Genomic DNA, 26,907 nt, shown 5'->3' on the forward strand with positions numbered 1-26,907 from the left:
TCAAACATTACCCGTCCAGCTCGGTTAGAACGCATGCAGGAACCTCGCCTCGATCTCGGCGGGCCATGCCCGGACGACTTCCGAGCGGTTGAAGGGCGCCGGCGCGTGGGCAGCATCGCGCGCCTACGGACCGCGGAGACACGGGTCGTCAAATCTTCACGTGCCCAGGCATTTGGCGCGGCCGGAAACATCGACTACAACACCACCCACACCGAAAAACACGACCAAGGGGCGTGTGAGTAGAGATGGGTGAACAGGTTGGCTCAAATCATCGACAACGGTTCTGCCGTGTCCGGCAAGCGGTGGACCGTGCGCTACAGGGAGCCGGGCGGGCGCACCGGGCGTCAGCGGGAGAAGTCGTTCGCCCGGAAGAAGGACGCGGTCGACTTCGCCACCAAGATGGAGGGTGACAAGCGCGAGAACATCTACGTCGACCCCGACGCCGGCAAGGTGTCGCTCCGGCGGTACGCGGACGACTGGCTCGCGAAGAAGACCGCTTCCGCCGGCACCCTTGAGTCGTACGAGCGTATCGTCCGCCTCCACGTGGTCCCCCACCTGGGGAGCAAGATGATCTCGCAGGTCACCGCAGCGGACATCGAGGGTCTGTACGCACGTTGGCGCCGGGACGGGGCGGCTCTCAACACCATCGAATCCCGGCACATAGCCCTATCGGCGCTGTTCTCCCACGCTGTGCGCCACAGGCGGATTCCCGTGAATCCCATGACGCAGGCCGAGAAGCTGGAGAACCCCGTCATTCCTGTCGACGACAGGAAGCTTCCCAGTTTCGACGAGATAACCGCCATCGCCAAGGAGATCGGACCTCGGCTGTCTCCGGCGGTATGGCTCATGACGTGTTGCGGACTTCGTATAGGGGAATCTCTGGGAGTCTTCCCGGAGGACATGCGTGACGGCACCCTGCGAATCCGGCGGCAGGTGATTCGCTACAAAGACGCCTCCGGAAAGTACACGCCGAAATACGCCCCCTTGAAGCACCGGAAAGAAGGCGAATGGCGCGACATACCCGTGCCTGCTTCCCTTGAGCCGTTCATCGACCGGCTTCCGATCCGCAATGCGAGCGGCGGAATGCCGTATCCCGATCTTCTGCGCAAGTCGTGGGACCGCGCCATCAAGCGGCTCGACCTTCCCGCATACAACCCGCACGACCTACGGCATAAATGGACCACCGTGGGCCTGACCAACGGAGTGTCCATTCACGAGGTGTCTCGCTGGCTCGGACATCGTTCGATCAAGGTCACGGTGGACCGGTACGGCCACCTCACTCAGGACGGCCAGGAGCGCTGCCGTCAGGTGGTCGAGACGGCCGTGGGGCCGCACATGCTCACACCAGGCCGAGCGACCGCAGTGCGCGGTGCTGACTTGGTGCTGACTTGACCGGCCAGTAGAGGTAGCAGACGCCGCCCGTACCGCTTCTGACCTTGCCGTTTGCGTCGTAGCGCTTCGTCCGCAGCCAGATGTTCTCCCATTCGCGGCGCCGGTAGATCCGGCGTACGGCCTCGTTGTCGGGTGAGGCGGGGTCGTTGGCGATGATGTCGCCTTCCGCCGTGAAGCCGATGACCGTCATGAGGTGGCCCGAGGTGCCGTACCCGGCCCCGGTGAGCTCCTCCCTGAGGAAGGACTGGGACGTTATGGCCGGGATGCCGGCGCGGATGAGGCTCTCCAGTTCGGTGAGCGAGCGGAGTCGGGTGACCACGGCGTTCATGTCGGGGTAGGTGGCCGCGTAGGCGGCGTTGAAGGGCCAGTTGCCGCAGCCCTCGTACTGGTGGTCGTAGGTGTGGCGGGCCGCGTGGCAGACCTGGGGGTCGGCGAACTCCGGGTTCACCCAGGACAGGTCGTCCGTCGACGGGCGGCGCCCCCAGTACTCGACGATCATCTGGGAGGAGGTGGGGCTGCACCAGGCCTCGCCGCCGTTGTCGTACTCGGGGTACTGCCCGACGTGGGTGTTCTGCGAGTAGCGGGGTACGGGCAGCTCGCGGGCGAGGTCCGGCGCGGCGGCCGGGACCGTGAAGCGGTCCGGGATGTCGGAGGCCATCGCGCCGAGGCGCCACACCGTGGGCGTGAGCCCGCTCCCCGGGGCGCGGTGGAGGGTGAGCCGGAGCCGGTACGAGGCCAGTCGCAGGCCGCTCGCCGTGTCGTCGATCGCGAAGGTGTCGGTCCAGACGGTGCTCTTGCCGTCGGTCTGGTCGTCGACCGAGGTGCGCTTGATGTCCTCGTCGCCGGAGGCCCAGCGGCCCAGGACGTACCAGGGGGTGGCGGTGGTGTCGGTGTACGTGCCGGACAGCTCGACCTGGATCCAGGTGCCGGGCGGGGTGTGGGCGTTCCAGGAGGCGATGACCTCGGTGGCGGACACGGTCGGGGTGTGCTCCGGCGAGGTCCAGCTCGCGTACTCCCAGGCGGAGGTCCGCCCGGTGTGCGGGTCCGTGTAGTCGGTCCGGCCGGCCGGGGCGGCGAGGACGAGGCCGGGGCGGTACCCGGCGACCGCCTTCGTACCGGCCGCGCTCCCGCACCTCCAGTCCGTGTAGGAGGACCAGAAGCGGTTGTCGACGAGCCCGGGCGCGGGGGCGTGGCCCCGTCCGGCTCCGTCCCCGGGGGCCGGGCCGCCGGAGGCGGACGGAGGGAGGCCGGCGGTGCGGGGAGGGGCGGCGGCCGTGGCGGGAGCGGCGGCGGCGGCCGTTCCGGCGGCCGCGAGGGCCGCGGCGAGGACGGTTCTGCGTGGGGTGGAGCTGGTCATGGGCGGTGACCCCCAGTCGAGAACGGTGGGCGTACGGACGGGGCTGCGCGGGCCCCACTATCGCGGCTTCCGACGGGCGTCCGCCAGCACTTCGCCCCGCGTCGCCGCACCAATATTGGTCTCGACCACTGACGGCGGTACCTCCCTGACCTGCGACGGTCCTCCGCTCCCCTACTCTGGGCCCATGAACGACCTCGACCGCGCGGCTCACGCGCTGCTCCGGCTGCCGCCCTCCTGCGGACCGGTCCGGCTGATCGCGGTCGACGGCCACGCGGGCTCGGGCAAGTCCACCCTCGCGGCCCGCCTCTCGACCGCCCTCGGCGACGCCCCCGTCCTCCACCTCGACGACCTCGCCACGCACGAGGAGCTCTTCGAGTGGACCGGCCGGCTGCGCGAGCAGGTCCTCGATCCGCTCTCGCGGGGCGAGACCGCGTCCTACCGCCCGTACGACTGGCGGCTGCGGCGCTTCGGCGAGGCACGCGCGCTACCCCCGGCCCCGGTCGTCCTCGTCGAGGGCGTCGGCGCGGGCCGGCAGGTGGTACGGCCGTTCCTGGCGTGGCTGCTGTGGATGGAGCGCGGCCGGGGGGAGTCATGGGAGCGGGGCCGGCACCGGGACGGTCCGGACCAGGCTTCCTTCTGGGACGGCTGGACCGTGGCGGAGACTCGCCATTTCACCGAGGACCCCTCCCGGCCCTTCGCCGACACCCTGGTACGGGAGTGTCCGGAGGGGTACGACTGGCTTCCCGGGCCCGGTGTGACAGCGGGCGCGCACCAGATCATCACACACCGTGACGGCTTCATGTCCGTGAACTGAGGGCCCGAAAGTCCGCTTCCGCAAGTGCTTCAACTCCGCTTGACCCAAGGGGCGTACAGGTCTTACGTTCTGAATGTGCGGCTTTTCGGAGCCGCCGCAGACGCGAAGCCCCCGGTTGTTCCCCCGTGATCGGGGGCTTCGTTCTGCCCCTTACGCCCCCCTCCGGGGCCCTTCGCAGCCCTTGACGCTCACCCAGGGTCACTGCTTGCGGATCATACGCTTCTCCTTAATCGCGCACCCCCTGCGCAGGTACGATGCCCCCAGGTGCGGTCAAATCCCGTCCATGCGAAGACGGTTGTGGGGGACCCGATGGACATCGGCACGCAGGGCGCGCAGGCCCCGGCCGAGCTCGCCTGGCTGCGCGGAGTCGACGCCTACACGATGGGCGCCTATCCGCAGGCGGAGGACGAGTTCCGGACGGCGGTACGGATCGACCCCGGGATGGCGGACGCCTGGCTCGGGCTGCACGCGCTCCGGGTCGACACCACGACCGCGCTGCTGCGCATGTACCGCAACCGCGACCGCTTCGGCGAACAGCGGGCCCGGTACCGGCGCACCCTGAACTCCTGGTACTGGCTGGGCTGGTGGGTGCAGCCGGTGCTGGAGAGCCCGCGCGATCTGCTGCTCGCGCACGCCTCCCACTGGCTCGACGGGCGCCACGTGGCCGAGCTCGACCGGGCCCTCGCGGGGCTCCCGCCGGTCGACACCGACCCCCAGGTGCGCTTTCTGCACGCCTGTCGCGCCTATCTCGTCAAGGACTGGGACCAGCTGGTCCGGCTCACCGAGACCCTCGTCGACGACCCGCTGCTGGGGATCGAGGCCGGGCTCTTCGGCGGCATGGCCCGGGTGCGCCTGGAGATGTACGGGCAGGCCGAGCCGCTGCTGTCGGCCTCGCTGATGCGCTGCCGCAGCGAGCAGCCCCAGCGCAAGGAGCTCCGCTACTGGCTGGCCCGCGCCCACGAGGGCACCGGGCGCAGCGCCGCCGCCCTGCCCCTCTACCGGGCTGTGCACCGGATCGACCCCACGTTCATGGACACCGCCGCCCGGCTCGCGGCGATCGCCGAGTACGACGGCTTCGAGGGGTACGACGGCATCGACGACCCCGCCGGGCTCGCGACGGTCGCCCTCGGCACCCTCGGCGGAGGGCTCGGCCAGGACACGGTGGACACGGCGCCGGGAGCCGAACCCGACACCGGTGGGCCGCTGGGCGACGGACCGCGGCTCGCCCCCGAGCCCGTACCGCCGGCGGCACCGGTCACCCCGCCGGAGACCGTACGGCAGAAGGCCTCGCTGCCGTCCCAGCCGGTGCCCCCGCGCTTCCCGGCGGGCCCCACCGACCCGGTGCTGCTCGCGGAGGCGCTCGCCGAGCTGGAGGGCATGGTCGGTCTGGAGCCGGTGAAGCGCCAGGTCAAGGCGTTGTCGGCGCAGCTGGAGATGGCGCGGCTGCGCGCCGGACAGGGCCTGCCGGTCCAGCCGCCCAAACGCCACTTCGTCTTCTCCGGCCCCTCAGGCACCGGGAAGACCACGGTCGCCCGCATCCTCGGCCGGGTCTTCTACGCCCTCGGGCTGCTCGGCGGCGACCATCTCGTGGAGGCCCAGCGGGCCGATCTGGTGGGCGAGTTCCTCGGGCAGACCGCGGTCAAGGCCAATGAGCTGATCGACTCGGCGGTCGGCGGGGTGCTCTTCGTCGACGAGGCCTACGCACTCTCCAACACCGGCTACAGCAAGGGCGATGCCTACGGGGACGAGGCCCTCCAGGTGCTCCTCAAACGGGCCGAGGACAACCGCGACCATCTCGTGGTCATCCTGGCCGGCTACCCCGAGGGCATGGACCGGCTCCTCAACACCAACCCCGGCCTGTCCTCGCGCTTCACCACCCGGGTCGACTTCCCCTCGTACCGGCCGCTGGAACTCACCGCCATAGGCGAGGTCCTCGCGGCGGCCAACGGCGACAACTGGGACGACGAGGCCCGCGAGGAGCTGCGCTCGATCAGCGGGCACGTCGTCGAACAGGGCTGGATCGACGAGCTGGGCAACGGACGCTTCCTGCGCACCCTGTACGAGAAGTCCTGCGCCTACCGGGACCTGCGTCTCTCCGGATACGCCTCCACCCCGACCAGGGACGATCTCGCGACCCTCCGGCTCGCCGACCTCATGCAGGCGTACGGCGAGGTCCTGTCGGGCCGCGGTCCGATCGACCGCGGCCCCCAGCAGGAGCCCCCGGGGTACTAGGGTCTGTCGTCACATTCCCGTCGTCGCCCGCAGGGCAGACGGGAATTCGACGACAGGCCCCAGGTCCTGCCGATCGGGCCGGGCCGGCGGCGATCGGCAGGACCTGCCCTAGACCGGCACCGTGGACGAGGCCGGTACGGTCCTGACCCGGTGCGCCGGGTCACGGACCTCGCCCACCAGCGTCTCCAGGACGTCCTCCAGGGCGACCAGGCCGAGGACCCGGCCCGAGCCGTCCGCGACCTGCGCCAGATGGGTGGCGGCGCGGCGCATCACGGTGAGGGCGTCGTCGAGGGGCAGTTCGGCGCGGACCGTCGCCATCGGCCGCCACAGCCGCTGCGGCACCGCCCGTTCCCGCTCGTCCAGGTCGAGGACGTCCTTCACGTGCACGAAGCCCATGAAGGCGGCGCCCGTCTCGGCACGGACCGGGAAGCGCGAGTACCCGGTGCGTACGGTCAGCTCCTCGATCTCGCGCGGGGTGACCGTCGGCGGGACCGTGACCAGGGAGGCCGGGGCGATGAGGACGTCCGTCACCGGGCGGGTGCCCAGTTCCAGGGCGTCCTCGAGACGCTCCTGCTCGGCCGGATCGAGGAGTCCCGCCTGGCCCGCGTCCTCGACGAGCCGGCCGAGCTGGGCGCTGGTGAAGACCGCCTCCACCTCGTCCTTCGGCTCGACCTTGAACGCCCGCAGGACCAGCCGGGCGCAGGCGCCGAGCGCGGCCGTCACCGGACGGCAGACCCGGGCGAAGCCGACCAGGCCGGGGGCGAGCCAGAGCGCGGTGCGCTCGGGCGCGGCCATCGCCAGGTTCTTCGGGACCATCTCGCCGATGACGAGGTGGAGGAAGACGACCGCGGCGAGGGCGATGACATAGCCGAGCGGGTGGATGAGCCCCTCCGGGACCCCGACCGTGTGGAAGACGGGTTCGAGGAGACGGGCGACGGTGGGCTCGGCGACTGCGCCGAGCGTCAGGGAGCAGACGGTGATGCCGAACTGGGCGGCGGCCATCATCTGCGGCAGGTTCTCGAGACCGTGCAGGACCTGCTTGGCACGGGCCCCGCCGAGGGGTTCGATCTGGCTGCGGCGGACGGAGACGAGCGCGAACTCGGCGCCGACGAAGAAGCCGTTGGCCAGCACGAGCAGGACGGCGAAGAGAAGCGGAAGGGTGCTCATCGGGCCGCCTCCGCCCCCACCGGCACGCCGGCCGGGCCGGGTACCGGGTCCGCGGCCGGGACCGATGCCGGGCCGGACGCCGGGTGCGGCGCCGGAAACGCCGCCAGGTCCGCATCCAGTGCTGGTGCCAGGTCCGTGTCCGGATCCGTCGTCGGGTCCGTCCGTACGATCCGGACGCGCTCGGCGCGGTACCGGTCGACCTGACGCACGGAGAGCCGCCAGCCGGGGAGGTCGGCGCGGTCGCCCGGGGCGGGGATGCGCCCGAGGAGATCGGCGACGAGCCCGGCCACGGTCTCGTACGGCCCGTCGGGCACGTCGAGGCCTATCCGGCGCAGGGTGTGGACCCGGCAGGAGCCGTCGGCCTCCCAGGCGGGCCGGCCGTCCTCGGCGGGAGCGGCGGCCAGTTCGGGGCGGCCGTCGGCCACGGTGTCGTGCTCGTCGCGGACCTCGCCGACGAGCTCCTCGACGATGTCCTCCAGGGTGACGACCCCGGCCGTGCCGCCGTACTCGTCGACGACCACCGCGATCGGCTGCTCCCGGCGCAGCCGCTCCAGAAGGGTCTGGGCGGGCAGCGTCTCCGGCACGAGCAGCGGGGGGACCGCGATCCGGCCGACGGGGGTGCGCAGCCGGGCGTGCGGGGCGACGGCGAGCGCGTCCTTGAGGTGGACCATGCCGACGATCTCGTCGATGCGGTCGCGGTAGACCGGGAAGCGCGAGAGGCCGGTGGCCCGGGTGAGGTTGAGGACATCGGCCGCGGTGGCGTCCCACTGGAGGGCGCTCACCTTCACGCGCGGGGTCATGACCTGCTCGGCGGTGAGGCCGCCGAGGGACAGGGTCCGTACGAAGAGGTCGGCGGTGTCCTGTTCGAGGGTGCCGGCCAGGGCGGAATGGCGGGCCAGGGAGACCAGCTCGCCGGGGGTGCGGACCGAGTCGAGCTCCTCGGTGGGCTCGACGCCCAGGAGCCGTACGAGCCGGTTCGCGACCCGGTTGAGCAGGGAGATCACCGGCCGGAACAGGGCGGAGAAACGGCGCTGCGGGGTGGCCACGAAGCGGGCCACCTGCAGCGGACGGGAGACCGCCCAGTTCTTCGGTACGAGCTCGCCGACGACCATCTGGACGGCGGAGGCGAGCAGCATCCCGACCACCACCGAGATTCCCGAGACGGCCCCTTCGGGCAGTCCGGTCGCGGTGAGCGGTCCGTCGAGCAGTCCGGCGAGCGCGGGCTCGGCGAGCATGCCGACGACGAGGGAGGTGAGCGTGATGCCGAGCTGGGTGCCGGAGAGCTGGAAGGACAGCTCGCGCAGGGCGGTGACGACGGTGCGGGCGCGCCGGTCGCCGGCGGCCGCGGCGCGCTCGGCCTCGGCGCGCTCGACGGTCACGAGACCGAACTCGGCGGCCACGAAGAAGCCGTTGGCGAGGATGAGGACGAAGGCCGCTGCGAGCAGCAGCAGGGAGACGATCATGCCGCCGCCTCCGGGGAGGGGGCGGCGCAGGTACTACCGGACGATCCGTCCATTGCTGGAGGGAGTCACTCCTCGGGTCGAAGGGTGGCCTCGCGGGCCGCGGCTGCGGCCCTGCACACGCGAGGCGGTGGTGCCGCTCGGCACCACCGTCTCAAGAGTAGTCACGCGAAGGGCCCGAGGGGCAGGGGGTCGGCCACGGATGGGGGACGGATCCGGGTTCACCCGGGTCCCGACCCGGAGGCCGGACCGCCCGCACGCCGGACCGCCGGACCGCCGGCCCGCCATCGCCGGGAAGCCCGTGCGTCGGACCGCCCGTTCGTCAGGACGGCTGCTCGGCGCCCGTGCCGTGGCTGTCGGCCAGGGCCCGCAGCGCGCGGGCGTCCCGGATGGCCGACTCCTTGGCGATGCCGGGCTGGATGCCGAGCACGGGCAGGCTGGTGCCGTCGCTCAGGTCGAGGAAGACCCACGGGTCGCCGGGGCGCAGATTGACCTTGAGGACCTCGGCCCAGGCCAGCCGCCTGGTCCGGGTGATGTTGACGACCGTGACGCCCTCGTCGTCGGCGACGACCTTGGGCCGGCTCAGCAGCAGCAGGCCCCCGGAGAGCAGCGCGGCGGTGAAGAAGAAGCTGGCCCGCTCCCCCGGCCCGAGCCGCTCCAGCATCACCGCGACGGCGGCGATGACGACGAAGATCGCGACACTCATCGCGACCAGGACGGCACGGGTGCGCCCGGGACGGAAGGTGACCGGCAGGTCCGGCGTCTGGGGGTGTGACATCGGGGGTTCCTCGGGGCCTTCGGTGCGGACGGTCCGTGCCGTCAGAGGCGGCAGGCGTGGATGGCGGTGGTGAGGATGGCGCGCGCGCCGATCTCGTACAGGTCGTCCATGATCCGCTGCGCCTCCTTGGCGGGGACCATCGCGCGGACCGCGACCCAGCCCTCGTTGTGCAGCGGGGAGACGGTCGGCGACTCCAGGCCCGGGGTGAGGGCGACGGCCTGCTCCAGGTGCTCGGCACGGCAGTCGTAGTCCATCATCACGTACGAACGGGCGACGAGGACGCCCTGGAGGCGGCGGAGGAACTGCTGGGCCTGCGCGTTGTCGTCCGTGACGCCGTGGCGGCGGATCACGACGGCCTCCGAGGTGAGGATCGGCTCGCCGATGACCTCCAGACCGGCGTTGCGGAGGCTGGTGCCGGTCTCCACGACGTCCGCGATGACCTGGGCGACGCCCAGCTGGATCGCGGTCTCGACGGCGCCGTCGAGGTGCACGACGGAGGCGTCGATGCCCTGGTCGGCGAGGTGCTTGGCGACGATGCCCTCGTAGGAGGTGGCGATCGTCATGCCGCCGAAGTCCTCGGGGCCGTTCGCGGTGCCCGGACGCGTGGCGTACCGGAAGGTGGAGCGGCCGAAGTTCAGCGGGAGGATCTCCTCGGCGCTGGCGCCGGAGTCCAGGAGCAGGTCACGGCCGGTGATGCCGATGTCCAGCTTCCCGGAGGCGACGTAGATCGCGATGTCCTTCGGGCGCAGGTAGAAGAACTCGACCTCGTTGTCGGGGTCGATGACCACGAGCTCCTTGGACTCCTTGCGCTGGCGGTAGCCGGCCTCATGGAGCATTGCCGACGCAGGTCCGGAGAGGGAACCCTTGTTGGGAACGGCGATGCGCAGCATGGGGTGAGCTTCCTTTGCCTGGGAGTGGTGGGGAGTCTGGTTCTGGGTACGCGGAAGAGGCCGTGCTCAGAGGTGGGCGTAGACGTCGTCGAGCGAGATCCCGCGGGCGACCATCATCACCTGGACGTGGTACAGCAGCTGCGAGATCTCCTCGGCGGCGGCTTCCTTGCCCTCGTACTCGGCGGCCATCCAGACCTCGGCGGCCTCTTCGACGACCTTCTTGCCGATGGCATGGACGCCCTTGTCCACCAGCTCCGCGGTGCGGGAGGTGGTCGGGTCGCCGGTCTCGGCCTTGAGCTTGAGCTCGGCGAAGAGCTCTTCGAAGGTTTTTTTCGCCATGATGGTTCCTAAGAGTACGGGGTGAGGGTCGCGTACCTAGCGCCAGGGTTCGCTGACCGTGCGCAGCGTGGTCGCGGTGGCGACGGCGGCGGTGACGGCCTCATGGCCCTTGTCCTCGCTGGAGCCTTCGAGGCCGGCCCGGTCGAGGGCCTGCTCCTCGGTGTCGACGGTGAGGACGCCGAATCCGACGGGTACGCCGGTGTCGATCGAGACCTGGGTGAGGCCGTGGGTGACGCCCTGGCACACGTACTCGAAGTGCGGCGTTCCGCCGCGGATGACGACACCGAGCGCCACGATGGCATCGTAGCCGCGCCCGGCGAGGACCTTCGCCACGACCGGGAGCTCGAAGCTGCCGGGGACGCGCAGGAGGGTCGGCTCGTCGATGCCGAGCTCGCTCAGGGCGCGCAGGGCGCCGTCGACGAGACCGTCCATGATCTTCTCGTGCCACTGGGCCGCGATGACCGCGACCCGGAGGTCGCCGCAGTTCTTCACGCTGAGGACGGGTGCGCCCTTGCCGCTCATGTCTCTCCTTGAACCGTACGTACGAAAGGTGGCGGAAGCCGGGTACTACTGGTTGCCGCAGGTGGAGGCCGGAGAGCCGTCCAGCCAGGGCAGGTCGTGGCCCATCCGGTCCCGCTTGGTGGTCAGGTACCGGAGGTTGTGCTCGCCGGCCGTGACCGGCATGGGCTCACGGCCCTCGACCGTGAGGCCGTGCCGGGTCAGGGCGTCGATCTTGTCGGGGTTGTTGGTCATCAGGCGCAGGCTGCGGACGCCGAGGTCGGTGAGGATCTGCGCGCCGGCCGCGTAGTCGCGGGCGTCGGCGGGGAGTCCGAGTTCCAGGTTGGCGTCGAGGGTGTCGCGGCCGCGCTCCTGCAGCTCGTACGCGCGGAGCTTGGACAGCAGTCCGATGCCCCGGCCCTCGTGGCCCCGGAGGTAGACGACGACGCCGCGGCCCGCCTCGGTGATCCGGTCCATGGAGGCCTGGAGCTGGGGGCCGCAGTCGCAGCGCAGCGAGTGGAAGATGTCGCCGGTCAGGCACTCGGAGTGGACCCGGACCAGGACGTCCTCGCCGTCGCCGATCTCGCCGTGGACGAGGGCGACGTGCTCGACGCCGTCCACGGTGGAGCGGTAGCCGTACGCGGTGAAGTCGCCGTGTGCGGTGGGCAGCTGGACCTCGGCCTCGCGGCGGACCGTCGGCTCGGCGGAGCGGCGGTACGCGATGAGGTCCTCGATCGAGATGATCGTGAGGCCGTGCTTGCGGGCGAAGGGGACCAGCTCGGGCAGGCGCAGCATGACGCCGTCCTCGCCGGCGATCTCGACGATCGCGCCGGCCGGGCGAAGGCCCGCGAGGCGGGCGAGGTCGACCGCGGCCTCGGTGTGGCCGTTGCGGGCGAGGACGCCGCCGGGCTTGGCGCGCAGCGGGAAGATGTGGCCGGGCCGCACGAAGTCGGAGGGCTCGTGGCTGCCGCTCGCGAGCATCCGCAGGGTGGTGGCGCGGTCGGCGGCGGAGATGCCGGTGGTGACGCCGTGCGCGGGGGACGCGTCGACGGAGACGGTGAAGGCCGTGCGCATCGACTCGGTGTTGTGCTCGACCATCTGCGGGAGTTCGAGGCGCTCCAGCTCCTCGCCCTCCATCGGGGCGCAGATCAGGCCGCGGCACTCGCTCATCATGAAGGCGACGACCTCGGGGGTGGCCTTCTCGGCGGCGATGACGAGGTCGCCCTCGTTCTCGCGGTCCTCGTCGTCGACGACGACGACGGGCCGGCCGGCGGCGATGTCGCGGATGGCCTGCTCGACGGGGTCGAGGGCGAGGTCGGTGGTGTCCCAGGGGGGAAGGGCGGCGCTCATGCGTGGGCTCCTTCCAGAGCGGCGGAGGTCGTACGCGTCCGGAGCCACCAGTCGCGCATGCCCCAGATGACGAGGGCGAAGTAGATGACGTAGACCAGGCCGGAGAAGGCGAGGCCGCTGTTGAAGGCGAGCGGCACGCCGACGAGGTCGACGAGCAGCCAGGCGAACCAGAACTCGACCAGGCCGCGGGCCTGGGCGATCATCGCGACGAGGGTGCCGACGAAGATGTACGCGTCGGCCCACGGGCTCCAGGAGAGCGACGGGTAGAGGGTGAAGAGGCCGCCGACCGCGAGGGTGCCGAGGGCGGCGCCGGCGAGGAGCAGGCCGCGCTCCTTCCAGGTGGCGAAGCGGACCGCGATGGTGCCGTCCTGGGCCTGCTGCCGGCCCCGGTTCCACTGCCACCAGCCCCAGGCGGCGACGCCGATGACCAGGAGCTGCTTGCCGACGCCGCCGGAGAGATGGGCGGAGGCGTAGGCGCCGACGAGGATCAGGCCGGAGAGCAGCTGGGCGGGCCAGGTGAGGATGGAGCGGCGCCAGCCGAGCGCGAGGGCTATGAGTCCGATCGTGTTGCCGATCATGTCGGACCACATGATGTGCTGACCGAAGGCGCTGAACGCCTCGGAGTTGAGCCAGCTCACTTGTCGCTCTCCTTGGCGTTCGGGCCGAGCAGCCGCTCGACGTACTTGGCGATGACGTCCACTTCGAGGTTGACCGGGTCGCCGGACCGCTTGATGCCGAGCGTCGTCAGGTCGAGGGTGGTGGGGATGAGGCTGATGGTGAACCAGTCGTCGCTGACCTCGACGACGGTGAGGCTGACGCCGTCGACCGTGATCGAGCCCTTCTCGACGACGTACCGGGAGAGGTGCGCCGGCAGGCCGACCTTGACGAGTTCCCAGTGCTCGGACGGGGTCCGCTCCAGGATCGTGCCGGTGCCGTCCACATGGCCCTGGACGATGTGACCGCCGAGGCGGCCGCCGACGGCCATGGGCCGCTCCAGGTTGACGCGGGAGCCGGTTTCGAGGGCGCCGAGGCTGGACCGCTTGAGGGTCTCGGCCATGACGTCGGCGGTGAACTCGCCGTCGCCGAACTCGACGACCGTGAGACAGACACCGTTGACGGCGATGGAATCGCCGTGCTGGGCGCCTTCCGTGACCAGGGGGCCGCGCAGTCGGAAGCGGGAGGCGTCCTCCAGCTGCTCGACGGCGACGACTTCGCCCAGTTCTTCGACGATTCCGGTGAACACGGTCAGGCTCCCTTGAGGGTGGCGGTGATGCGGAGGTCGGATCCGATGCGGACGGTCTCGGTGATGTCGAGCCGCAACGCTTCGGTGATGGTGTCGATTCCCGCGCCGGCGAGGGCGTTCGGGCCCGCGCCGAGGAGGACGGGGGCGAGGTAGCCGACGACCTGGTCGACGGCTCCCGCGGCGACGAAGGCGCCCGCGAGGGTGGGGCCGCCTTCGAGGAGGACGGAGCGGACGCCGCGCGCGTGGAGGGCGTCCAGGAGGGCGGCCACGGACAGGCCGCGCTCGGCCCTGGGCAGGCGTACGACGTCGGCGTCGCCGATCGGGGCCGCGGCGTCCTCGGCGATCGCGATCAGGGTCGGGGCCGCGTCGTCGAGGACCCGGGCTCCCGGCTTCACGGCGGTCGCCTCGGTGTCGACGACGACCCGCAGCGGCTGCACGGCCCCCTCCACGCCGCGTACGGCCAGATGGGGGTCGTCGGTGCGGGCGGTGCCGGAACCGACCACGACGGCGTCGGCCTCGGCGCGCAGCCGGTGGACGTCGGCGCGGGACTCGGCGGAGGTGATCCAGCGGGAGGTGCCGTCGGCGGCGGCGATCCGGCCGTCGAGGGTGGCGCCGTACTTCCAGCGGACGAAGGGGCGGCCGCGGCGTACGGAGGTGAGCCAGGCGATGTTGACCGCCTCGGCCTCGTCCTCCAGGAGGCCCTGCCCGACCTCGACGCCCGCGGCGCGCAGGGTGTCGGCACCGCCGGTGGCCTGCGGGTTCGGGTCGCCGACGGCGTACACGACGCGGCTGACGCCGGCCTCGATCAGGGCCTGGGCGCAGGGGCCGGTGCGGCCGGTGTGGTCGCAGGGTTCGAGGGTGACGTAGGCGGTGCCGCCGCGGGCGAGGACGCCGGCCTCGCGCAGGGCGTGGACCTCGGCGTGCGGGCCGCCGGCGCGCCGGTGGAAGCCTTCGCCGACCGGGTGGCCCGAGGCGTCGGTGACGACGCACCCGACGACCGGGTTGGGGCTGGTGGCGCCGAGACCGCGTGCGGCGAGCTCGACGGCGCGTCGCATGGCGGTGATGTCGGCCTGCTGGGCCACCGGGTCCTCCTGCCTCTTCGGGCACGGACTCCGGGGCCTGTCGATGACGACAGAGAGCGAAACGACGCCTCTCGCAGGGTGCGCCGAGGCCGCGTCCTCCGGGTACGCCGATCGATGTCGATACGGCGACCAGCGGACGTACGGCCGGCACACCCCTGACAGGGGTCGCCCGCCGCGCACTGCCTCCCATCCGGACTTTCACCGTCGGTCCAGGAATTTCACCTGGTCAACCGGCCGCTGGCTGCGGACGGGTCGCGGACTATACCGCCGGTTCGGAATTACACCGACCCCGGAGTGCGCTGCTGCTGATACAGGGCCAGTGTGCCACGAGCCGCGCGAGGCGATGTGGCCGAGTTCCTGTGGTCTGGCTCACAGGTTCCCATAGAACTCTTCTTTGGTCCAGACCTATTGACGCACTGGTCTAGTCCTCTTAATCTCCGTGTCACCTCCTAGGAACGGCCCGGCGGCGTGCGCACTCCACGGGCCCAACACGACCCACCCCCTTGTTCGTTGTGTATTTCCACCTCCCCAGGAGGAAACGATCGTGTTGTCCCCCACCGCGAAAAGAGCCTCGCTGCTCTCCTCCGGCGCCGCCGTCGCCGGACTGCTGCTCAGTTCGCTCTCCGGCGGCGTCTCGTACGCGGCCGACAACGAGTCCTGTCGCCCCGACGGGCTCTACAAGACCCCGGGCGTCGACGTCCCGTACTGCTCCGTCTACGACACCCAGGGCCGCGAGAAGATGGGCGCGGACCACCAGCGCCGGATCATCGGCTACTTCACCGGCTGGCGCGACGGCAAGAACGGCCAGCCCGCGTACCTGGCCAAGGACATCCCGTGGGAGAAGATCACCCACATCAACTACGCCTTCGGCCACATCGGCGGGGACAACAAGCTCTCCGTCGGCACGGACGGCCCGAACAACGCGGCCACCGGGATGACCTGGCCCGGTGTCGCCGGCGCCGAGATGGACCCCTCGTTCTCCTACAAGGGCCATTTCAACCTGCTCAACAAGTTCAAGAAGCAGCACCCGAACGTCAAGACGCTCATCTCGGTCGGCGGCTGGGCCGAGACCGGTGGCTACTTCGCGGACAACGGTGACCGGGTCAACTCCGGCGGCTTCTACTCGATGGCCACCAACGCCGACGGTTCGGTCAACCAGGCCGGGATCGACACCTTCGCCGCGTCGTCCGTCGACTTCATCCGGAAGTACGGGTTCAACGGCGTCGACATCGACTACGAGTACCCGACGACCATGAAGGACGCCGGAAACCCGCTCGACTGGCAGATCGCCAACGCCCGCCGCGCGGGTCTGGTCAAGAGCTACGACGCGCTCATGAAGTCCCTGCGCGAGAAGCTGGACGTGGCCGGCGCCGCCGACGGCAAGCACTACCTGCTGACCGTCGCCGCTCCCTCCTCCGGCTACCTGCTGCGGGGCATGGAGACGTTCCAGATGCAGAAGTACCTGGACTACGTCAACATCATGTCCTACGACCTGCACGGCGCCTGGAACGAGTACGTCGGGCCCAACGCCTCCCTCTTCGACGACGGCAAGGACGGCGAACTCGCCGCCGCCAACGTCTACGGCTCGGCGCAGTACGGCAACATCGGGTACCTCAACACCGACTGGGCGTACCACTACTTCCGCGGCTCCATGCCGGCCGGCCGGATCAACATCGGCCTGCCCTACTACACCCGCGGTCACAAGAACGTGCAGGGCGGCACGGACGGTCTGTGGGGCAAGGCCTCCGCGACCACCTGCCCGGCCGGCGCCGGTCTGACCAAGTGCGGTGACGGCGCGGTCGGCATCGACAACCTGTGGCACGACAAGGACACCAACGGTGTCGAGTCCCCCGCGGGCTCCAACCCGATGTGGCACGCCAAGAACCTCGAGAAGGGGATCGTCGGCGACTACGTCACGCAGTACGGCTTCCCGGCGAACACCACCCTCACCGGCACCTACGTCCGCAAGTACGACGCGACCCTCGTCGCGCCGTGGCTGTGGAACGCGCAGAAGAAGGTCTTCCTCTCCACCGAGGACGAGCAGTCCATCGCCGCCAAGTCCGACTACGTGGTCGACCGCGGCATCGGCGGCACCATGATCTGGGAGATGGCCGGCGACTACGGCTGGAACGCCACCAAGGGCCAGTACGAGATGGGCTCCACGCTCACCTCGCTGATGTACGACAAGTTCAAGGCGGCCACGCCGTACGGCGCGAAGAAGTCGAACAAGGCGCTGCCGACCCAGGCCGTGAAGATCGACACCCAGTTCACCGAGTTCAAGCTGGGCGACTCGAACTACCCGATCACCCCGAAGATCAAGATCACCAACAACACGGCGACGGCCCTGCCGGGCGGCACCGAGTTCCAGTTCGACTACGGCACCTCGGCCCCGAGCAACGCCTCCGACCAGTCGGGATTCGGCACGAAGGTCATCAGCAGCGACCACACGGGCAGCAACGTGGGCGGCCTGAAGGGCGACTTCCACCGCGTCTCCCTGAAGCTCCCGGCCTGGCAGTCGCTGGCCCCGGGCGCGTCCGTCGACCTGGCGTTCAACTACTACCTGCCGGTGTCCACGCCCTCCAACTGGACGGTGAACATCAACGGCACGACGTACGCCCTCGCCGGTGACCTGGCGCGCGGCACGACGGTGGTGGAGCCGGGCACGACGACCCCGCCGACCACTCCGCCGACCACGCCTCCCACCACCCCGCCGACGACCCCGCCGACGACTCCCCCGACCACGCCTCCGACGACGCCGCCCACGGGCTGCGGCACGGTCGCGGCGTACGTGGCCGGCAACGTCTACAACGCGGGCAACGAGGTCTCCCACAACGGCCGCAAGTACAAGGCCCAGTGGTGGACCCAGAACGAGGCGCCGGGCACGACCGGCGAGTGGGGCGTCTGGAAGGACCTCGGTCCCTGCTGACCCCACCCCGCTGAGCCACCGGCCCAGTGACTCCCGGCGGCGGACTTTCACGGCCCTTGCCGCCGCCGGGCTCCTCCGCGCCGCGCCCCCCTGTCCGGGGCGCGGCGCGTCCGCGTGTGCGGACCGCGGCCGGGGCGGTCAGGCTGGAGACATGAGCACGATCCTGGTCACCGGCGGTACGGGAACCCTCGGCCGGCCGGTCTGCGAGCGGCTGCGCGCGGACGGCCACGAGGTGCGGGTCCTCAGCAGACACTCACCCCCGTACGCCGTCGACCTGCGCAAAGGCGGCCCCCTGCTCGACCGGGCACTCGGCGGGGTCGACGCGGTCGTCCACTGCAGCAACATCCTGCGCGGCGACAAGGAGGCCGCCCGCCTCCTGATCGAGGCCGCGCGGCGGGCCGAGGTGCCCCATCTGCTGTACATCTCGATCGTCGGCGTCGACCGGGTGCCGCTCGGCTACTACCGGACCAAGTACGCGGTGGAGCGCATGATCCAGGGCTCGGGCATCGGCTGGACCCTGCTGCGCGCCACCCAGTTCCACGACCTGATCCTCCAGCTGCTCCAGGGCCTCGCCAAACCGCCCGTGATGCTGCTGCCCAAGGACGTCCGGGACCAGCCGCTGGAGGTGACGGAGGCGGCGGCGCGCCTCGCCGAGCTGGCCGCGGGACCTCCGGCGGGACGGGTGGAGGACATGGGCGGCCCCGAGATCCGCACCTTCGCCGAGCTGGCCCACTCCTATCTGCGGGCGAGCGGACGCCGGCGCCGCCTCCTGGAGGTACCGCTGCCGGGCGGGACGTACCGGGCACTGCGGCGCGGCGGGCACCTGGCACCGGACCGCGCGGCGGGCGGCGTGACGTTCGACGCGTTCCTGGCGCGGCGGTTCGGCGGACCGCAGGAGGCCGGGGGCACCTGACCGGCCGGGGAACCGCCGATCACGGAACGGCCCTACGGTCCGGAGCAGCCCTACGGTCCGCAACGGCCCTACGGTCCGGAGCGGCTTTACGGCCCGGAGCGGCCCTGCAGTCCCGCCGCCGGCGGGCCGAAGAGCGCGTCCTGGGCCGCGTCGCGGGCGACGAGCAGGGCGCCGCGCAGGACGGCCGCGCCGCCCAGCGCGGTCGGGCGGACCTCCGTACGGAGCGGGGAGAGGGAGGCCAGCTCCGCCTGGACGCGCGCGGCGAGTGCGGCGCCGCCCTGATGGCCGGTCTCCCCGGCGAGGACCACGCAGCCTGGGTCCAGGACCGAGACGACCGCGGCCGCACCGACGGCGAGCCGGCGGGCGAGGGCGTCGAGGAAGGGGACGTGGCCCGAGGCGAGCGCCCGGGCGGCGTCCAGGCCGTGGGCGGCGGCGAGGTCCTCGACGGCGGCCGCGCAGGCCAGCTCGTGGAAGCCGCCCTCGCAGTCGGTGGCGGAGGGGAGTCCCGTGGTGCCGGGGACCGGCAGGAAGCCGATCTCGCCCGCGCCGCCCGAGGCCCCGCGGCGGATCCTGCCGTCGAGGAGGACGGCGGCGCCGACGCCCTGGCCGAGCCAGAGGAGGACGAAGTCCTCGCGGTCGCGGGCCGCGCCCTCGCGCAGTTCGGCGACGGCCGCGAGGTTGGTCTCGTTCTCGACGAGGACGTCGGCGGCCAGCCGTTCCTGGAGGACGCCGACGAGCCGCCGGTGCCAGGCGGGCAGTCCCGTGGAGTCACGGAGGTCGCCGGAGGCCGGGTCGATGAGGCCGGGGGCTCCGACGGCCACGCTGTGCAGCCGGTCGGCGCCGGCCTCCTTCACGGTCCGCTCCAGGAGGGTGACCGCCTTCTCGACGGCCGGTCCGGTGCCTCCGTCGTCGCCGACCGGCACGGAGGCCTCGGCGAGGGTGGTGCCGAGCAGGTCGGCGACGGTGACGGAGACCGAGCTGGTGCGTACGTCGAGGGCGGCGAGGTGCGCGCGGTCGGCGACGAGGCCGTACAGCTTGGCGTTGGGTCCCCGGCGCTCGGCTCCGGACTCCCCCACGACATGGACGAGCCCGGAGTCCCGGAGGCGCTCGACGAGATCGGCGACGGTGGGTCGGGAGAGACCGGTGAGGGTCTTGAGCTGAGTGGCCGTCAACGGGCCTTCGTCCTGGAGCAGTCGCAGGGCGAACCGGTCGTTGATGGCTCGTGCCGTGCTCGGGGATGCGGCCATGCGGCGATCCTCTCAGACGCGCCCCGGCGAAGTCGCCATCTCTCGGGCTATTTATCAGGCAGGGTTCCTGATAGTTTACCGGCCACACCACGACCCAGGGAGGGCCCATGGCGGCGGAGACCGTCACCAGCACCGATCGGCTACGGCGGGCACGCATCGCCATCGCCGCCGTCTTCTGCGTCCACGGCGCCGTGACCGGCAGCTTCGCCACCCGTATCCCCTGGATCCAGGACCACGCGGGCGTCAGCGCCGGACAGCTCGGGCTCGCGCTCGCCTTCCCCGCCCTCGGCGCCTCCGTCGCGATGCCGCTCGCCGGGGCGGTCTCCCACCGCCTCGGCGCCCGGGCGGCACTCCGCGCGCTGCTCGCCCTGTGGACGCTCGCCCTGACGCTGCCGTCGCTCGCCCCGAACATCTGGGGCCTGTGCGTCGCGCTCTTCGTGTTCGGCGCCACCGCCGGCATGTCCGACGTGGCGATGAACGCGCTCGGCGTCGAGACCGAGAACCGGCTCGGCAAGTCGATCATGGCGAGCCTGCACGGCATGTGGAGCGCGGGCGCCCTCATCGGCTCCGCCGCGGGCACGGTCGCCGCGCACCTCGGCGGCGACGCCCGGCTCCACCACCTGATCGCGGCCCTGGCCCTCACCGTCCTCGGCATGCTCTTCTGCCAGGGCGTGCTCGACCTGCGCAACACTCCCGACGAGGAACCGCCGCCGCGCTTCTCGCTGCCGCCGAAGTCCGCGCTGATCATCGGCGCGGTCGGCTTCTGCGCGGTGTTCGCGGAGGGCGCCAGCCTCGACTGGTCGGCCGTCTACCTCCGGGACGAGCTCGGCAGCTCCGCCGGCCTCGCGGCCGCCTCGACGACCGCCTTCGCTCTGACGATGACCGTCGCCCGCCTCGTCGGCGACCGGGTCGTGGACCGCTTCGGCTCGGTGCGCACCGTACGGGTCGGGGGCGCCGTCGCGACCCTCGGCGGGGTCATGGTCGTCCTCGCCCCGCACGCCGCCGTCGCCATGGCCGGTTTCGGTCTCATCGGGCTCGGGGTCGCCGTCGTCGTCCCGCTCGCCTTCGCCGCGGCCGGGCGCAGCGGCCCGAACCCCAGCCAGGCCATCGCGGGCGTCGCCACCATCACGTACACCTCGGGGCTCATCGCCCCCTCGGCGATCGGCGGCATCGCGGACGCGACCTCTCTGGTCTTCTCGTTCGGGCTGGTCACCCTGCTCGCCCTGGGCCTGGTCGTCGGTGCGGGGGTCCTCAGGACCGGTGGGGCCGACGGGACCGAAGGCACCGGCGGGCGGGAGTCGGCGCCGACGGCGGCGACGAAGGACTGAACCCCGGCGAAGAGCTCGGGCCCCGTCGCCTAGAAGTCGCCCGGAAGAGGTCGATCGGAATCGGCCGGTGCGGCGGGCGGCAGCCCGCCGCACCTCTCCGACCTGCGGCGGCGCATACCATGTGGCTGATCTTTTGCGGTCACGACACGGCCGCCCATACCGGAGAACGGGAGCGACCTCATGAACCTCGGCGTGCGCTGGACCCTGCACGGCGACGGGAAGACACCCGCCCCCGGAGCCGTCGTCCGCCCGGACGAACGGCTCTCCTGGCCCCGTACGGTCGGCCTGGGCGCCCAGCACGTGGTCGCGATGTTCGGCGCCTCCTTCGTGGCCCCGGTCCTCATGGGCCTCGACCCGAACCTCGCGATCATGATGTCCGGCGTCGCGACCGCGATCTTCCTCCTCGCGACCCGCGGCACCGTCCCCTCCTACCTGGGCTGCTCGCTCTCCTTCGTCGGCGTCGCCGCCGCGATCCGGGCCTCCGGCGGCACCAGCGCCACCGTGACCGGCGCGGTCCTGGTCGTCGGCGCGGTGCTCTTCCTCGCCGGTCTCGCGGTCCGCAGGTTCGGCGCGCGGATCATCCACGCGGCGATGCCGCCGATCGTGACCGGCGCCGTCGTCATGCTGATCGGCTTCAACCTGGCCCCGGTCACCGCGTCGACGTACTGGCCGCAGGACCAGTGGACGGCCCTCCTCGTGATGCTGTTCACCGGTCTCGCCGTCGTCTGTCTGCGCGGCTTCTGGTCCCGGATCGCGATCTTCCTGGGCCTGATCTTCGGGTACGCCGTCTCGTGGGTCTTCGACCTGGTCTTCGGCAAGATCAACTCGATGTCCCCGAGCGGCCAGGTCACCGACCACTGGCGGCTCGACCTCTCCGCCGTCTCCCAGGCCGACTGGATCGGCCTGCCCTCGTTCCACGGGCCGAGCTTCGAGTGGTCCGCGATCCTGGTCGCGCTGCCCGTCGTCATCGCCCTGATCGCCGAGAACGCCGGGCACGTCAAGGCCGTCGGTGAGATGACCGGCGACTCGCTCGACGACAAGCTCGGCACCGCGATCGCCGCCGACGGCGCCGCCTCGATGCTGTCGACGGCCGTGGGCGGCCCGCCGAACACCACGTACTCGGAGAACATCGGCGTCATGGCCGCCACCCGGGTCTACTCCACGGCCGCCTACTGGGCCGCGGCCGGCTTCGCCCTGCTCTTCGGCCTCTGCCCCAAGTTCGGCGCGATCGTCGCCGCCATCCCCGGCGGTGTCCTCGGCGGCATCACCGTCATCCTGTACGGCATGATCGGCCTGCTCGGCGCCCAGATCTGGATCAACGCCGAGGTGGACCTGCGCAACCCGCTCAACCTGGTCCCGGCCGCCGCCGGCATCATCATCGGCGTCGGCGGGGTGAAGCTGACCTTCACGGACACCTTCGAGCTGGGCGGCATCGCGCTCGGCACGATCGTCGTCATCACCGGCTACCACGTGCTGCGGGCCTTCGCCCCGGCGCACCTCAAGGAGCAGGAGCCACTGCTCGACTCCGGGACCAGCTCGTACGAGAGCCCCTCGGTCGAGAGCACGCCGGGCGGGGACCCGCTGTCGAAGAACTGAGTGATTCGCCCGTTCTGGGTAAGCCGGGCCCGAGGAGTTCCCACCCGGGCCCGGCGGCTGGGAGCCTGCCTCCATGGCGCAGACCCAGCAGATCGGGCAGAACCGGCGGATCGGGCAGAGCGATCGGATCGGGCGGAACGAACGGGCCGATCTGATCGAACGGATCGAGACCGGGCAGGACCTCGGAGAGTTCCTGGCCGTCGACCCCGTGGTGGACCGGATGCGGTCACTCCGCTCGGCCTGGCATCCGACCGACGGGGTCGCCGTCTTCAACCGGGTCTATCTGACCGTCACCGAGGAGATCGGCCACGCCATCGAGGCGGGCGGCTTCGCCGACCGGCGGGCCGCCGCCACCCTCGACGTACGGTTCGCCGAGCGGTACCTCGCCGCGGTCGACGCCGTCGCCACCGGCCGCCCCGCCCCCGCCTGCTGGCGGCCCCTCTTCCACTCCCGGCGCCATCCCGGCGTACGACCGCTGCAGTTCGCGCTGGCCGGGATCAACGCCCACATCGGCCACGACCTGGCCCTCGCGGTGGTCGACGCCTGCCGGATCCTGGAGTGCGCGCCGGCCGACCTGGAGGCCGAGTTCGACCGGGTCGGCGACATCCTCGTCCTCCTGGAGGAGCGCATCAGGGAGGAACTGATGCCGGGCCCGGACCTCCTGGAGATCGCGGACCCGCTGACGCATCTGCTCGGCTGCTGGAGCCTCGACCGGGCCCGCGACGGGGCCTGGCTCGCCGCGCGCTCACTGTGGCAGCTGCGCGGCCTCCCCGAGCTGGCCGAGGAGTTCACGGAACGCCTCGACCGCTCGGTGGGCCTGGTGGGACGGATGCTGCTCACGCCCCTGACCAGGCCCTGAACCGTACGCGGCTCAGTCCTCCGGCAGCTCGACCGGGGCGATCTCGTCGTACACGTCGCCCGGACCCGGGTTGGTGGCGTCGGTGCCGCCGCCGAAGTGGTGCATCACGCCCCAGACCGCGTTGAGCGCCGTCTGCACCGCGCCCTCGGCCCAGCCGGCCGTCCAGGAGATGTCGTCGCCCGCGAGGAAGATGCCCCGCTTGTCCTCGGGCAGCCGGTCCTGCATGAAGTGGGTGAACAGGCGTCGCTGGTAGCGGTAGTGGCCCGGCAGGTTCGCCTTGAACGCGCCCATGAAGTAGGGCTCGTTCTCCCAGGAGACGGTCACCGGGTTGCCGATGATGTGCTTCCGGATGTCGACCTTCGGGTAGATCTCGCCGAGCGACTTCAGCATGACCTCCATCCGCTCGTTCGCGGACAGCGGCAGCCACTTCAGGCTGTCGTCGCACCAGGTGTACGAGAGGCAGATCGTGGCCGGCTTGTCCGGGCCGTCGTCCAGGAGGTACGTGCCGCGGGTCATCCGGTCGGTCAGCGTCATCGACATGACGTCCCGGCCGGTGTCCTCGTCCTTGTCCAGCCAGAACGGCCGGTCGACAGGCACGAAGAGCTTCGAGGACTCCATGTAGTGGGTGCGCTCGATCGCCGTCCAGTGGTCGATCGGGAAGAGCGAGTCGTCACAGGCGATCTTGGAGAGCAGCATCCAGGACTGGGCCGTGAAGATCGCCGCCGGGAAGGTGCGGATGTCGCCGGAGGCGTCGGTCACGGTGATCCGGTTGCCCGCGGTCCGGTTCAGCCGGGTCACGGCCGGCTTCGGGGCGCCCTCGTGCAGGGAGCTGAGCGAGGTGCCCTGCGCCCAGTGGACGATCTTCTCCGGCTCGCGCTCCCACAGACGCAGCGGCAGCTGCTGCGAGCCGCCGACGATGCCGCGGTGGTGGTCGTCCGCCTCGGTGTAGACGACGCGGAGGATCTCCAGGATGGAGTTCGGGAAGTCGGTGTCCCAGCCGCCGGTGCCGAAGCCGACCTGGCCGAAGATCTCGCGGTGCCGGAAGGACTTGAAGGACTCCGACTCGCAGAGGAAGCCGTAGAAGGTCTGGTTGTCGAGCTTCTCGACGAGCTTCGACCAGATCTCGCGGATGCGCGGGACGTCGCGCTCGCGCATGGCCTGGTTCATGTCGGAGAAGTCGGCGCCCTCGTCCAGACAGGCGTTCCACGCGTGCATCACGTCGCGGTAGACCTGGGGAAGGTCGTCGACGGTGGTGGCGTAGTGCGACTCGCCCTTGAGGTCGACGACGGTCGACGGGGTCGACTCGGCCAGCGGGTTGGGGAAGGGCGTGGTCTCCAGGTCGACCAGGTCGATGTAGTGCTGGAGCGCGGTCGAGGAGGGCGGGAAGCGCATGGCGCCCATCTCGGCGGTGAGGCCCTCGGTGGCGGTGCCCTCGAAGCCGACGGTGCGCAGCCGGCCGCCGATCTGGTCGGCCTCGTAGACGACGGGCTTGAGGCCCATCTTCATCAGCTCGTACGCGGCGATGATGCCGGAGAGCCCGCCGCCGATCACGGCGACCTCGGTGCCGTGCTCGGTCGCGGGTATCTGGCCGAGCCCGGCCGGGTGGGCCAGGAAGTCGTCGTAGGCGTACGGGAAGTCCGGACCGAACATGGTGATCGGCGGCTGGCCGTCGCTGTGGGGGACGGCGGTCGTGGGCACCGTGGACGTCATGGGGTACGGACTCCTTGCACGGAAAAAGTGAGGCAGGTCGGGGAGGCGGGGAGGGCGGCTCAGACGAGGGGGCCGTAGAGGCCCGGGCGCCGGTCGCGGAGGTAGGGGTTCTCCGCGCGGGAGGCCGCCAGGACGTCGGGGTCGACATCGCCGATGACGAGGTCCTCGCCGCGCCCGGCGCGGGCCCGGGCGGTTCCGTCGGGGCCGGCCAGCGTGGACAGGCCGACGAACTCGAACCCGCCCTCGGGGCCGGTCCTGTTGGCGTACGCGATGTAGAGCTGGTTCTCGAAGGCGCGGACCGGCACCACGGACAGGGGCACGATCTCGGCGGGGTGCATGAGCGCGGTCGGTACGAGGAGGAGGTCCGTACCGGCCAGCGCGTGTGCCCGCACGTTCTCGGGGAACTCGACGTCGTAGCAGATCATCATGCCGACGGTGAGACCGTCGATCTCCGCCTGGACGACGGCGCGGTCACCGGCGGTGAACCACTTCAGCTCGAAGTCGCCGAAGAGGTGGGTCTTGCGGTACCGCGCGAGCGGGATGCCGTCGGCGCCGATGAGCTGCGCGGAGTTGTAGAGGACCCCGTGCCGCTCGGTGTCCCGCTCCGGGTAGCCGTAGCCGACGGCCAGGCCGTGGCGCACGGCGATCGCCGCGACGGCACGGGCGGAGGGGCCCTCGGCCGGCTCGGCCAGTCGGGCCATGTCGGCGCCGATGGCGTACCCGGTGAGGAACAGCTCGGGGGCGAGCAGCACACCCGCGCCGGCGGCGGCGGCGCGGCCGGCGGCCTCGTCGAGGACCTTGAGGTTGGCGGCCACGTCACCGAGTTCACCGGAGCTCTGGAGCAGGGCGGTGCGCAGCGCGGGCATGCGTGATCCTCGGGGGTCGAAGTACAGGGGGAAGACGTCAAAAACGGTACGGTTTCGCGCCGCGTCGGGACAAGACGGCAGCGTTGCGGACCGACCGTCGAACCATTGCGCGATTCACGACCACCGCGGCGATTCGTTGCGTACGGCTCCGCCGCGGGGCGTACGGCTCCCCCGCCGCGCGGCGGAGACGAGGACCGTCCCTCGGCGCGACGACCCGGCGCGGCCCGCGCGGAAGAGTGGTGGTCGTCCGGAGGAACCCCGGACGACCTGCCGAAAGGACCGAGTAGCCATGAACCGCCGCACGAAGATCGTCGCCGTCGCCGCCGCCGTCCTGCTCACCCTGGGGGCCGGGGGAATCGCCGCCGCCTCGGCGGACGAAGCCCCCGCCCCGGCCGCGGCCGCTGCCGTCTCGGAGTCCGCCGCGCTGACCGGCACCGCGAAGCTGTACCGGCCGGCCGGGGACGACATCACGTTCACCTTCGACGCGCACCTGGCGGAGAAGGACCGGCAGGATCCGATGAAGGCCACCGGCACGTTCCGCTTCAGCCACTACAAGGGCGACCGGGGCGGGTACGCGAAGGTGAAGGTCGACTGCCTCACCACGGGCGGCAAGGTGGCCGTCGTGTCGGGTGTCGTCGTCGAGACCGACGTGAAGGAGTTCCGGAAGGCCCGCGTCGGTGTCACGGTGCACGACGACGCGGCCGGCGACCGGCTCGGCTACACGTGGATGACCGCCGACCCGCAGAAGGACAAGGTGCCGCCGTGCATCAGCGGCGCACCGTTCGAGAAGGTCGAGAAGGGGACGGGCGACTTCAAGGTCGTGCCCTGGACGTTCGTCTACCCGACCGAGTAGACCGCCC

Annotated in this window: 23 protein-coding genes and 1 riboswitch; of the genes, 9 read left to right on the plus strand and 14 right to left on the minus strand. The window is 71.3% G+C overall.

All coding sequences use genetic code 11. The features are described from left to right. Positions 1–258 precede the first annotated feature (258 nt). Entirely contained in the window at positions 259–1,392 is a 1,134-nt protein-coding gene (locus ACH4MY_RS28730; protein ID WP_398006636.1) for a tyrosine-type recombinase/integrase, read from the plus strand. Here the strand turns inward: ACH4MY_RS28730 and ACH4MY_RS28735 are convergent. After that, positions 1,340–2,749, minus strand: coding sequence for a peptidase C39 family protein (locus tag ACH4MY_RS28735; protein ID WP_398006637.1), 1,410 nt, complete (start codon positions 2,747–2,749; stop codon positions 1,340–1,342). The two genes, ACH4MY_RS28730 and ACH4MY_RS28735, sit on opposite strands and share 53 nt — an antisense overlap. A gap of 184 nt (positions 2,750–2,933) precedes the next feature. On the opposite strand from ACH4MY_RS28735, the gene ACH4MY_RS28740 reads away from it, so the two are divergent. Together ACH4MY_RS28740 and ACH4MY_RS28745 are read left to right on the plus strand one after the other, a co-directional pair. After that, positions 2,934–3,563: a uridine kinase gene (locus ACH4MY_RS28740; RefSeq protein WP_398006638.1), complete on the plus strand. Its 630-nt coding sequence runs from the start codon at positions 2,934–2,936 to the stop codon at positions 3,561–3,563. A 309-nt stretch (positions 3,564–3,872) separates the two neighbouring features. Next, the gene (locus ACH4MY_RS28745; protein WP_398006639.1) at positions 3,873–5,795 is read left to right on the plus strand and encodes an AAA family ATPase; all 1,923 of its coding nucleotides are present in this window, start codon (positions 3,873–3,875) and stop codon (positions 5,793–5,795) included. A gap of 108 nt (positions 5,796–5,903) precedes the next feature. Here the strand turns inward: ACH4MY_RS28745 and ACH4MY_RS28750 are convergent, their stop codons facing one another. The 10 genes from ACH4MY_RS28750 to ribD all read right to left on the minus strand — a co-directional run bounded on the left by ACH4MY_RS28750 (position 5,904) and on the right by ribD (position 14,602). Then, on the minus strand, positions 5,904–6,962 hold the full coding sequence (locus ACH4MY_RS28750) for a hemolysin family protein (protein WP_398006640.1): 1,059 nt from the start codon (positions 6,960–6,962) through the stop codon (positions 5,904–5,906). Continuing rightward, positions 6,959–8,425: a hemolysin family protein gene (locus tag ACH4MY_RS28755; RefSeq protein ID WP_398006641.1), complete on the minus strand. Its 1,467-nt coding sequence runs from the start codon at positions 8,423–8,425 to the stop codon at positions 6,959–6,961. The genes ACH4MY_RS28750 and ACH4MY_RS28755 overlap by 4 nt, the downstream gene beginning before the upstream one ends. A gap of 319 nt (positions 8,426–8,744) precedes the next feature. Then, positions 8,745–9,200 (minus strand): PH domain-containing protein, encoded by a 456-nt coding sequence (locus ACH4MY_RS28760; RefSeq protein WP_398006642.1) that lies wholly within the window; start codon positions 9,198–9,200, stop codon positions 8,745–8,747. Positions 9,201–9,241: 41 nt separating this feature from the next. After that, a complete protein-coding gene (gene hisG / locus ACH4MY_RS28765; protein WP_398006643.1) occupies positions 9,242–10,090 on the minus strand; it encodes an ATP phosphoribosyltransferase in 849 nt (282 codons plus the stop codon). Positions 10,091–10,156: 66 nt separating this feature from the next. After that, positions 10,157–10,429, minus strand: a complete 273-nt coding sequence (locus tag ACH4MY_RS28770) for a phosphoribosyl-ATP diphosphatase (RefSeq protein WP_398006644.1) — start codon at positions 10,427–10,429, stop codon at positions 10,157–10,159. A gap of 36 nt (positions 10,430–10,465) precedes the next feature. After that, positions 10,466–10,951, minus strand: a complete 486-nt coding sequence (gene ribH / locus ACH4MY_RS28775; RefSeq protein ID WP_125665105.1) for a 6,7-dimethyl-8-ribityllumazine synthase — start codon at positions 10,949–10,951, stop codon at positions 10,466–10,468. Positions 10,952–10,996: 45 nt separating this feature from the next. Beyond that, complete coding sequence (locus ACH4MY_RS28780; protein ID WP_398006645.1) at positions 10,997–12,277, minus strand: bifunctional 3,4-dihydroxy-2-butanone-4-phosphate synthase/GTP cyclohydrolase II; 1,281 nt, start codon at positions 12,275–12,277, stop codon at positions 10,997–10,999. Further along, on the minus strand, positions 12,274–12,867 hold the full coding sequence (locus tag ACH4MY_RS28785) for a nicotinamide riboside transporter PnuC (RefSeq protein ID WP_398006706.1): 594 nt from the start codon (positions 12,865–12,867) through the stop codon (positions 12,274–12,276). Before ACH4MY_RS28785 ends, ACH4MY_RS28780 begins: the two co-directional genes overlap by 4 nt. 44 nt (positions 12,868–12,911) lie before the next feature. Continuing rightward, entirely contained in the window at positions 12,912–13,520 is a 609-nt protein-coding gene (locus ACH4MY_RS28790) for a riboflavin synthase (RefSeq protein ID WP_398006646.1), read from the minus strand. 2 nt (positions 13,521–13,522) lie between these two features. Next, a complete protein-coding gene (gene ribD, locus ACH4MY_RS28795; protein WP_398006647.1) occupies positions 13,523–14,602 on the minus strand; it encodes a bifunctional diaminohydroxyphosphoribosylaminopyrimidine deaminase/5-amino-6-(5-phosphoribosylamino)uracil reductase RibD in 1,080 nt (359 codons plus the stop codon). A gap of 172 nt (positions 14,603–14,774) precedes the next feature. Further along, positions 14,775–14,904: riboswitch (FMN riboswitch) on the minus strand. A 242-nt stretch (positions 14,905–15,146) separates the two neighbouring features. Here ribD and ACH4MY_RS28800 point away from each other — a divergent pair. Both ACH4MY_RS28800 and ACH4MY_RS28805 read left to right on the plus strand, forming a co-directional pair. Then, complete coding sequence (locus ACH4MY_RS28800) at positions 15,147–17,528, plus strand: chitinase C-terminal domain-containing protein (RefSeq protein WP_398006648.1); 2,382 nt, start codon at positions 15,147–15,149, stop codon at positions 17,526–17,528. A gap of 151 nt (positions 17,529–17,679) precedes the next feature. After that, positions 17,680–18,441 carry an SDR family oxidoreductase gene (locus ACH4MY_RS28805; protein ID WP_398006649.1) on the plus strand — a complete coding sequence of 254 codons (762 nt, stop codon included), beginning with the start codon at positions 17,680–17,682 and terminating at the stop codon, positions 18,439–18,441. 86 nt (positions 18,442–18,527) lie between these two features. Here the strand turns inward: ACH4MY_RS28805 and ACH4MY_RS28810 are convergent, their stop codons facing one another. Continuing rightward, the gene (locus ACH4MY_RS28810) at positions 18,528–19,688 is read right to left on the minus strand and encodes an ROK family transcriptional regulator (RefSeq protein WP_398006650.1); all 1,161 of its coding nucleotides are present in this window, start codon (positions 19,686–19,688) and stop codon (positions 18,528–18,530) included. 107 nt (positions 19,689–19,795) lie between these two features. On the opposite strand from ACH4MY_RS28810, the gene ACH4MY_RS28815 reads away from it, so the two are divergent. The 3 genes from ACH4MY_RS28815 to ACH4MY_RS28825 all read left to right on the plus strand — a co-directional run bounded on the left by ACH4MY_RS28815 (position 19,796) and on the right by ACH4MY_RS28825 (position 23,471). After that, positions 19,796–21,016, plus strand: coding sequence for an MFS transporter (locus ACH4MY_RS28815; RefSeq protein WP_398006651.1), 1,221 nt, complete (start codon positions 19,796–19,798; stop codon positions 21,014–21,016). Between the two features lie 180 nt (positions 21,017–21,196). Next, a complete protein-coding gene (locus ACH4MY_RS28820) occupies positions 21,197–22,612 on the plus strand; it encodes a uracil-xanthine permease family protein (protein ID WP_398006652.1) in 1,416 nt (471 codons plus the stop codon). Positions 22,613–22,685: 73 nt separating this feature from the next. Further along, a complete protein-coding gene (locus ACH4MY_RS28825; protein WP_398006653.1) occupies positions 22,686–23,471 on the plus strand; it encodes a DUF5995 family protein in 786 nt (261 codons plus the stop codon). A gap of 12 nt (positions 23,472–23,483) precedes the next feature. Here the strand turns inward: ACH4MY_RS28825 and ACH4MY_RS28830 are convergent, their stop codons facing one another. Then, positions 23,484–25,181, minus strand: coding sequence for a flavin monoamine oxidase family protein (locus ACH4MY_RS28830; RefSeq protein WP_398006654.1), 1,698 nt, complete (start codon positions 25,179–25,181; stop codon positions 23,484–23,486). Positions 25,182–25,240: 59 nt separating this feature from the next. Further along, on the minus strand, positions 25,241–26,047 hold the full coding sequence (locus ACH4MY_RS28835; protein ID WP_398006655.1) for a carbon-nitrogen hydrolase family protein: 807 nt from the start codon (positions 26,045–26,047) through the stop codon (positions 25,241–25,243). A 289-nt stretch (positions 26,048–26,336) separates the two neighbouring features. On the opposite strand from ACH4MY_RS28835, the gene ACH4MY_RS28840 reads away from it, so the two are divergent. After that, complete coding sequence (locus tag ACH4MY_RS28840; RefSeq protein ID WP_398006656.1) at positions 26,337–26,900, plus strand: Repetin; 564 nt, start codon at positions 26,337–26,339, stop codon at positions 26,898–26,900. Positions 26,901–26,907 lie beyond the last annotated feature (7 nt).

This window comes from Streptomyces sp. NPDC017246, assembly GCF_044331325.1.
Lineage (GTDB): Bacteria > Actinomycetota > Actinomycetes > Streptomycetales > Streptomycetaceae > Streptomyces.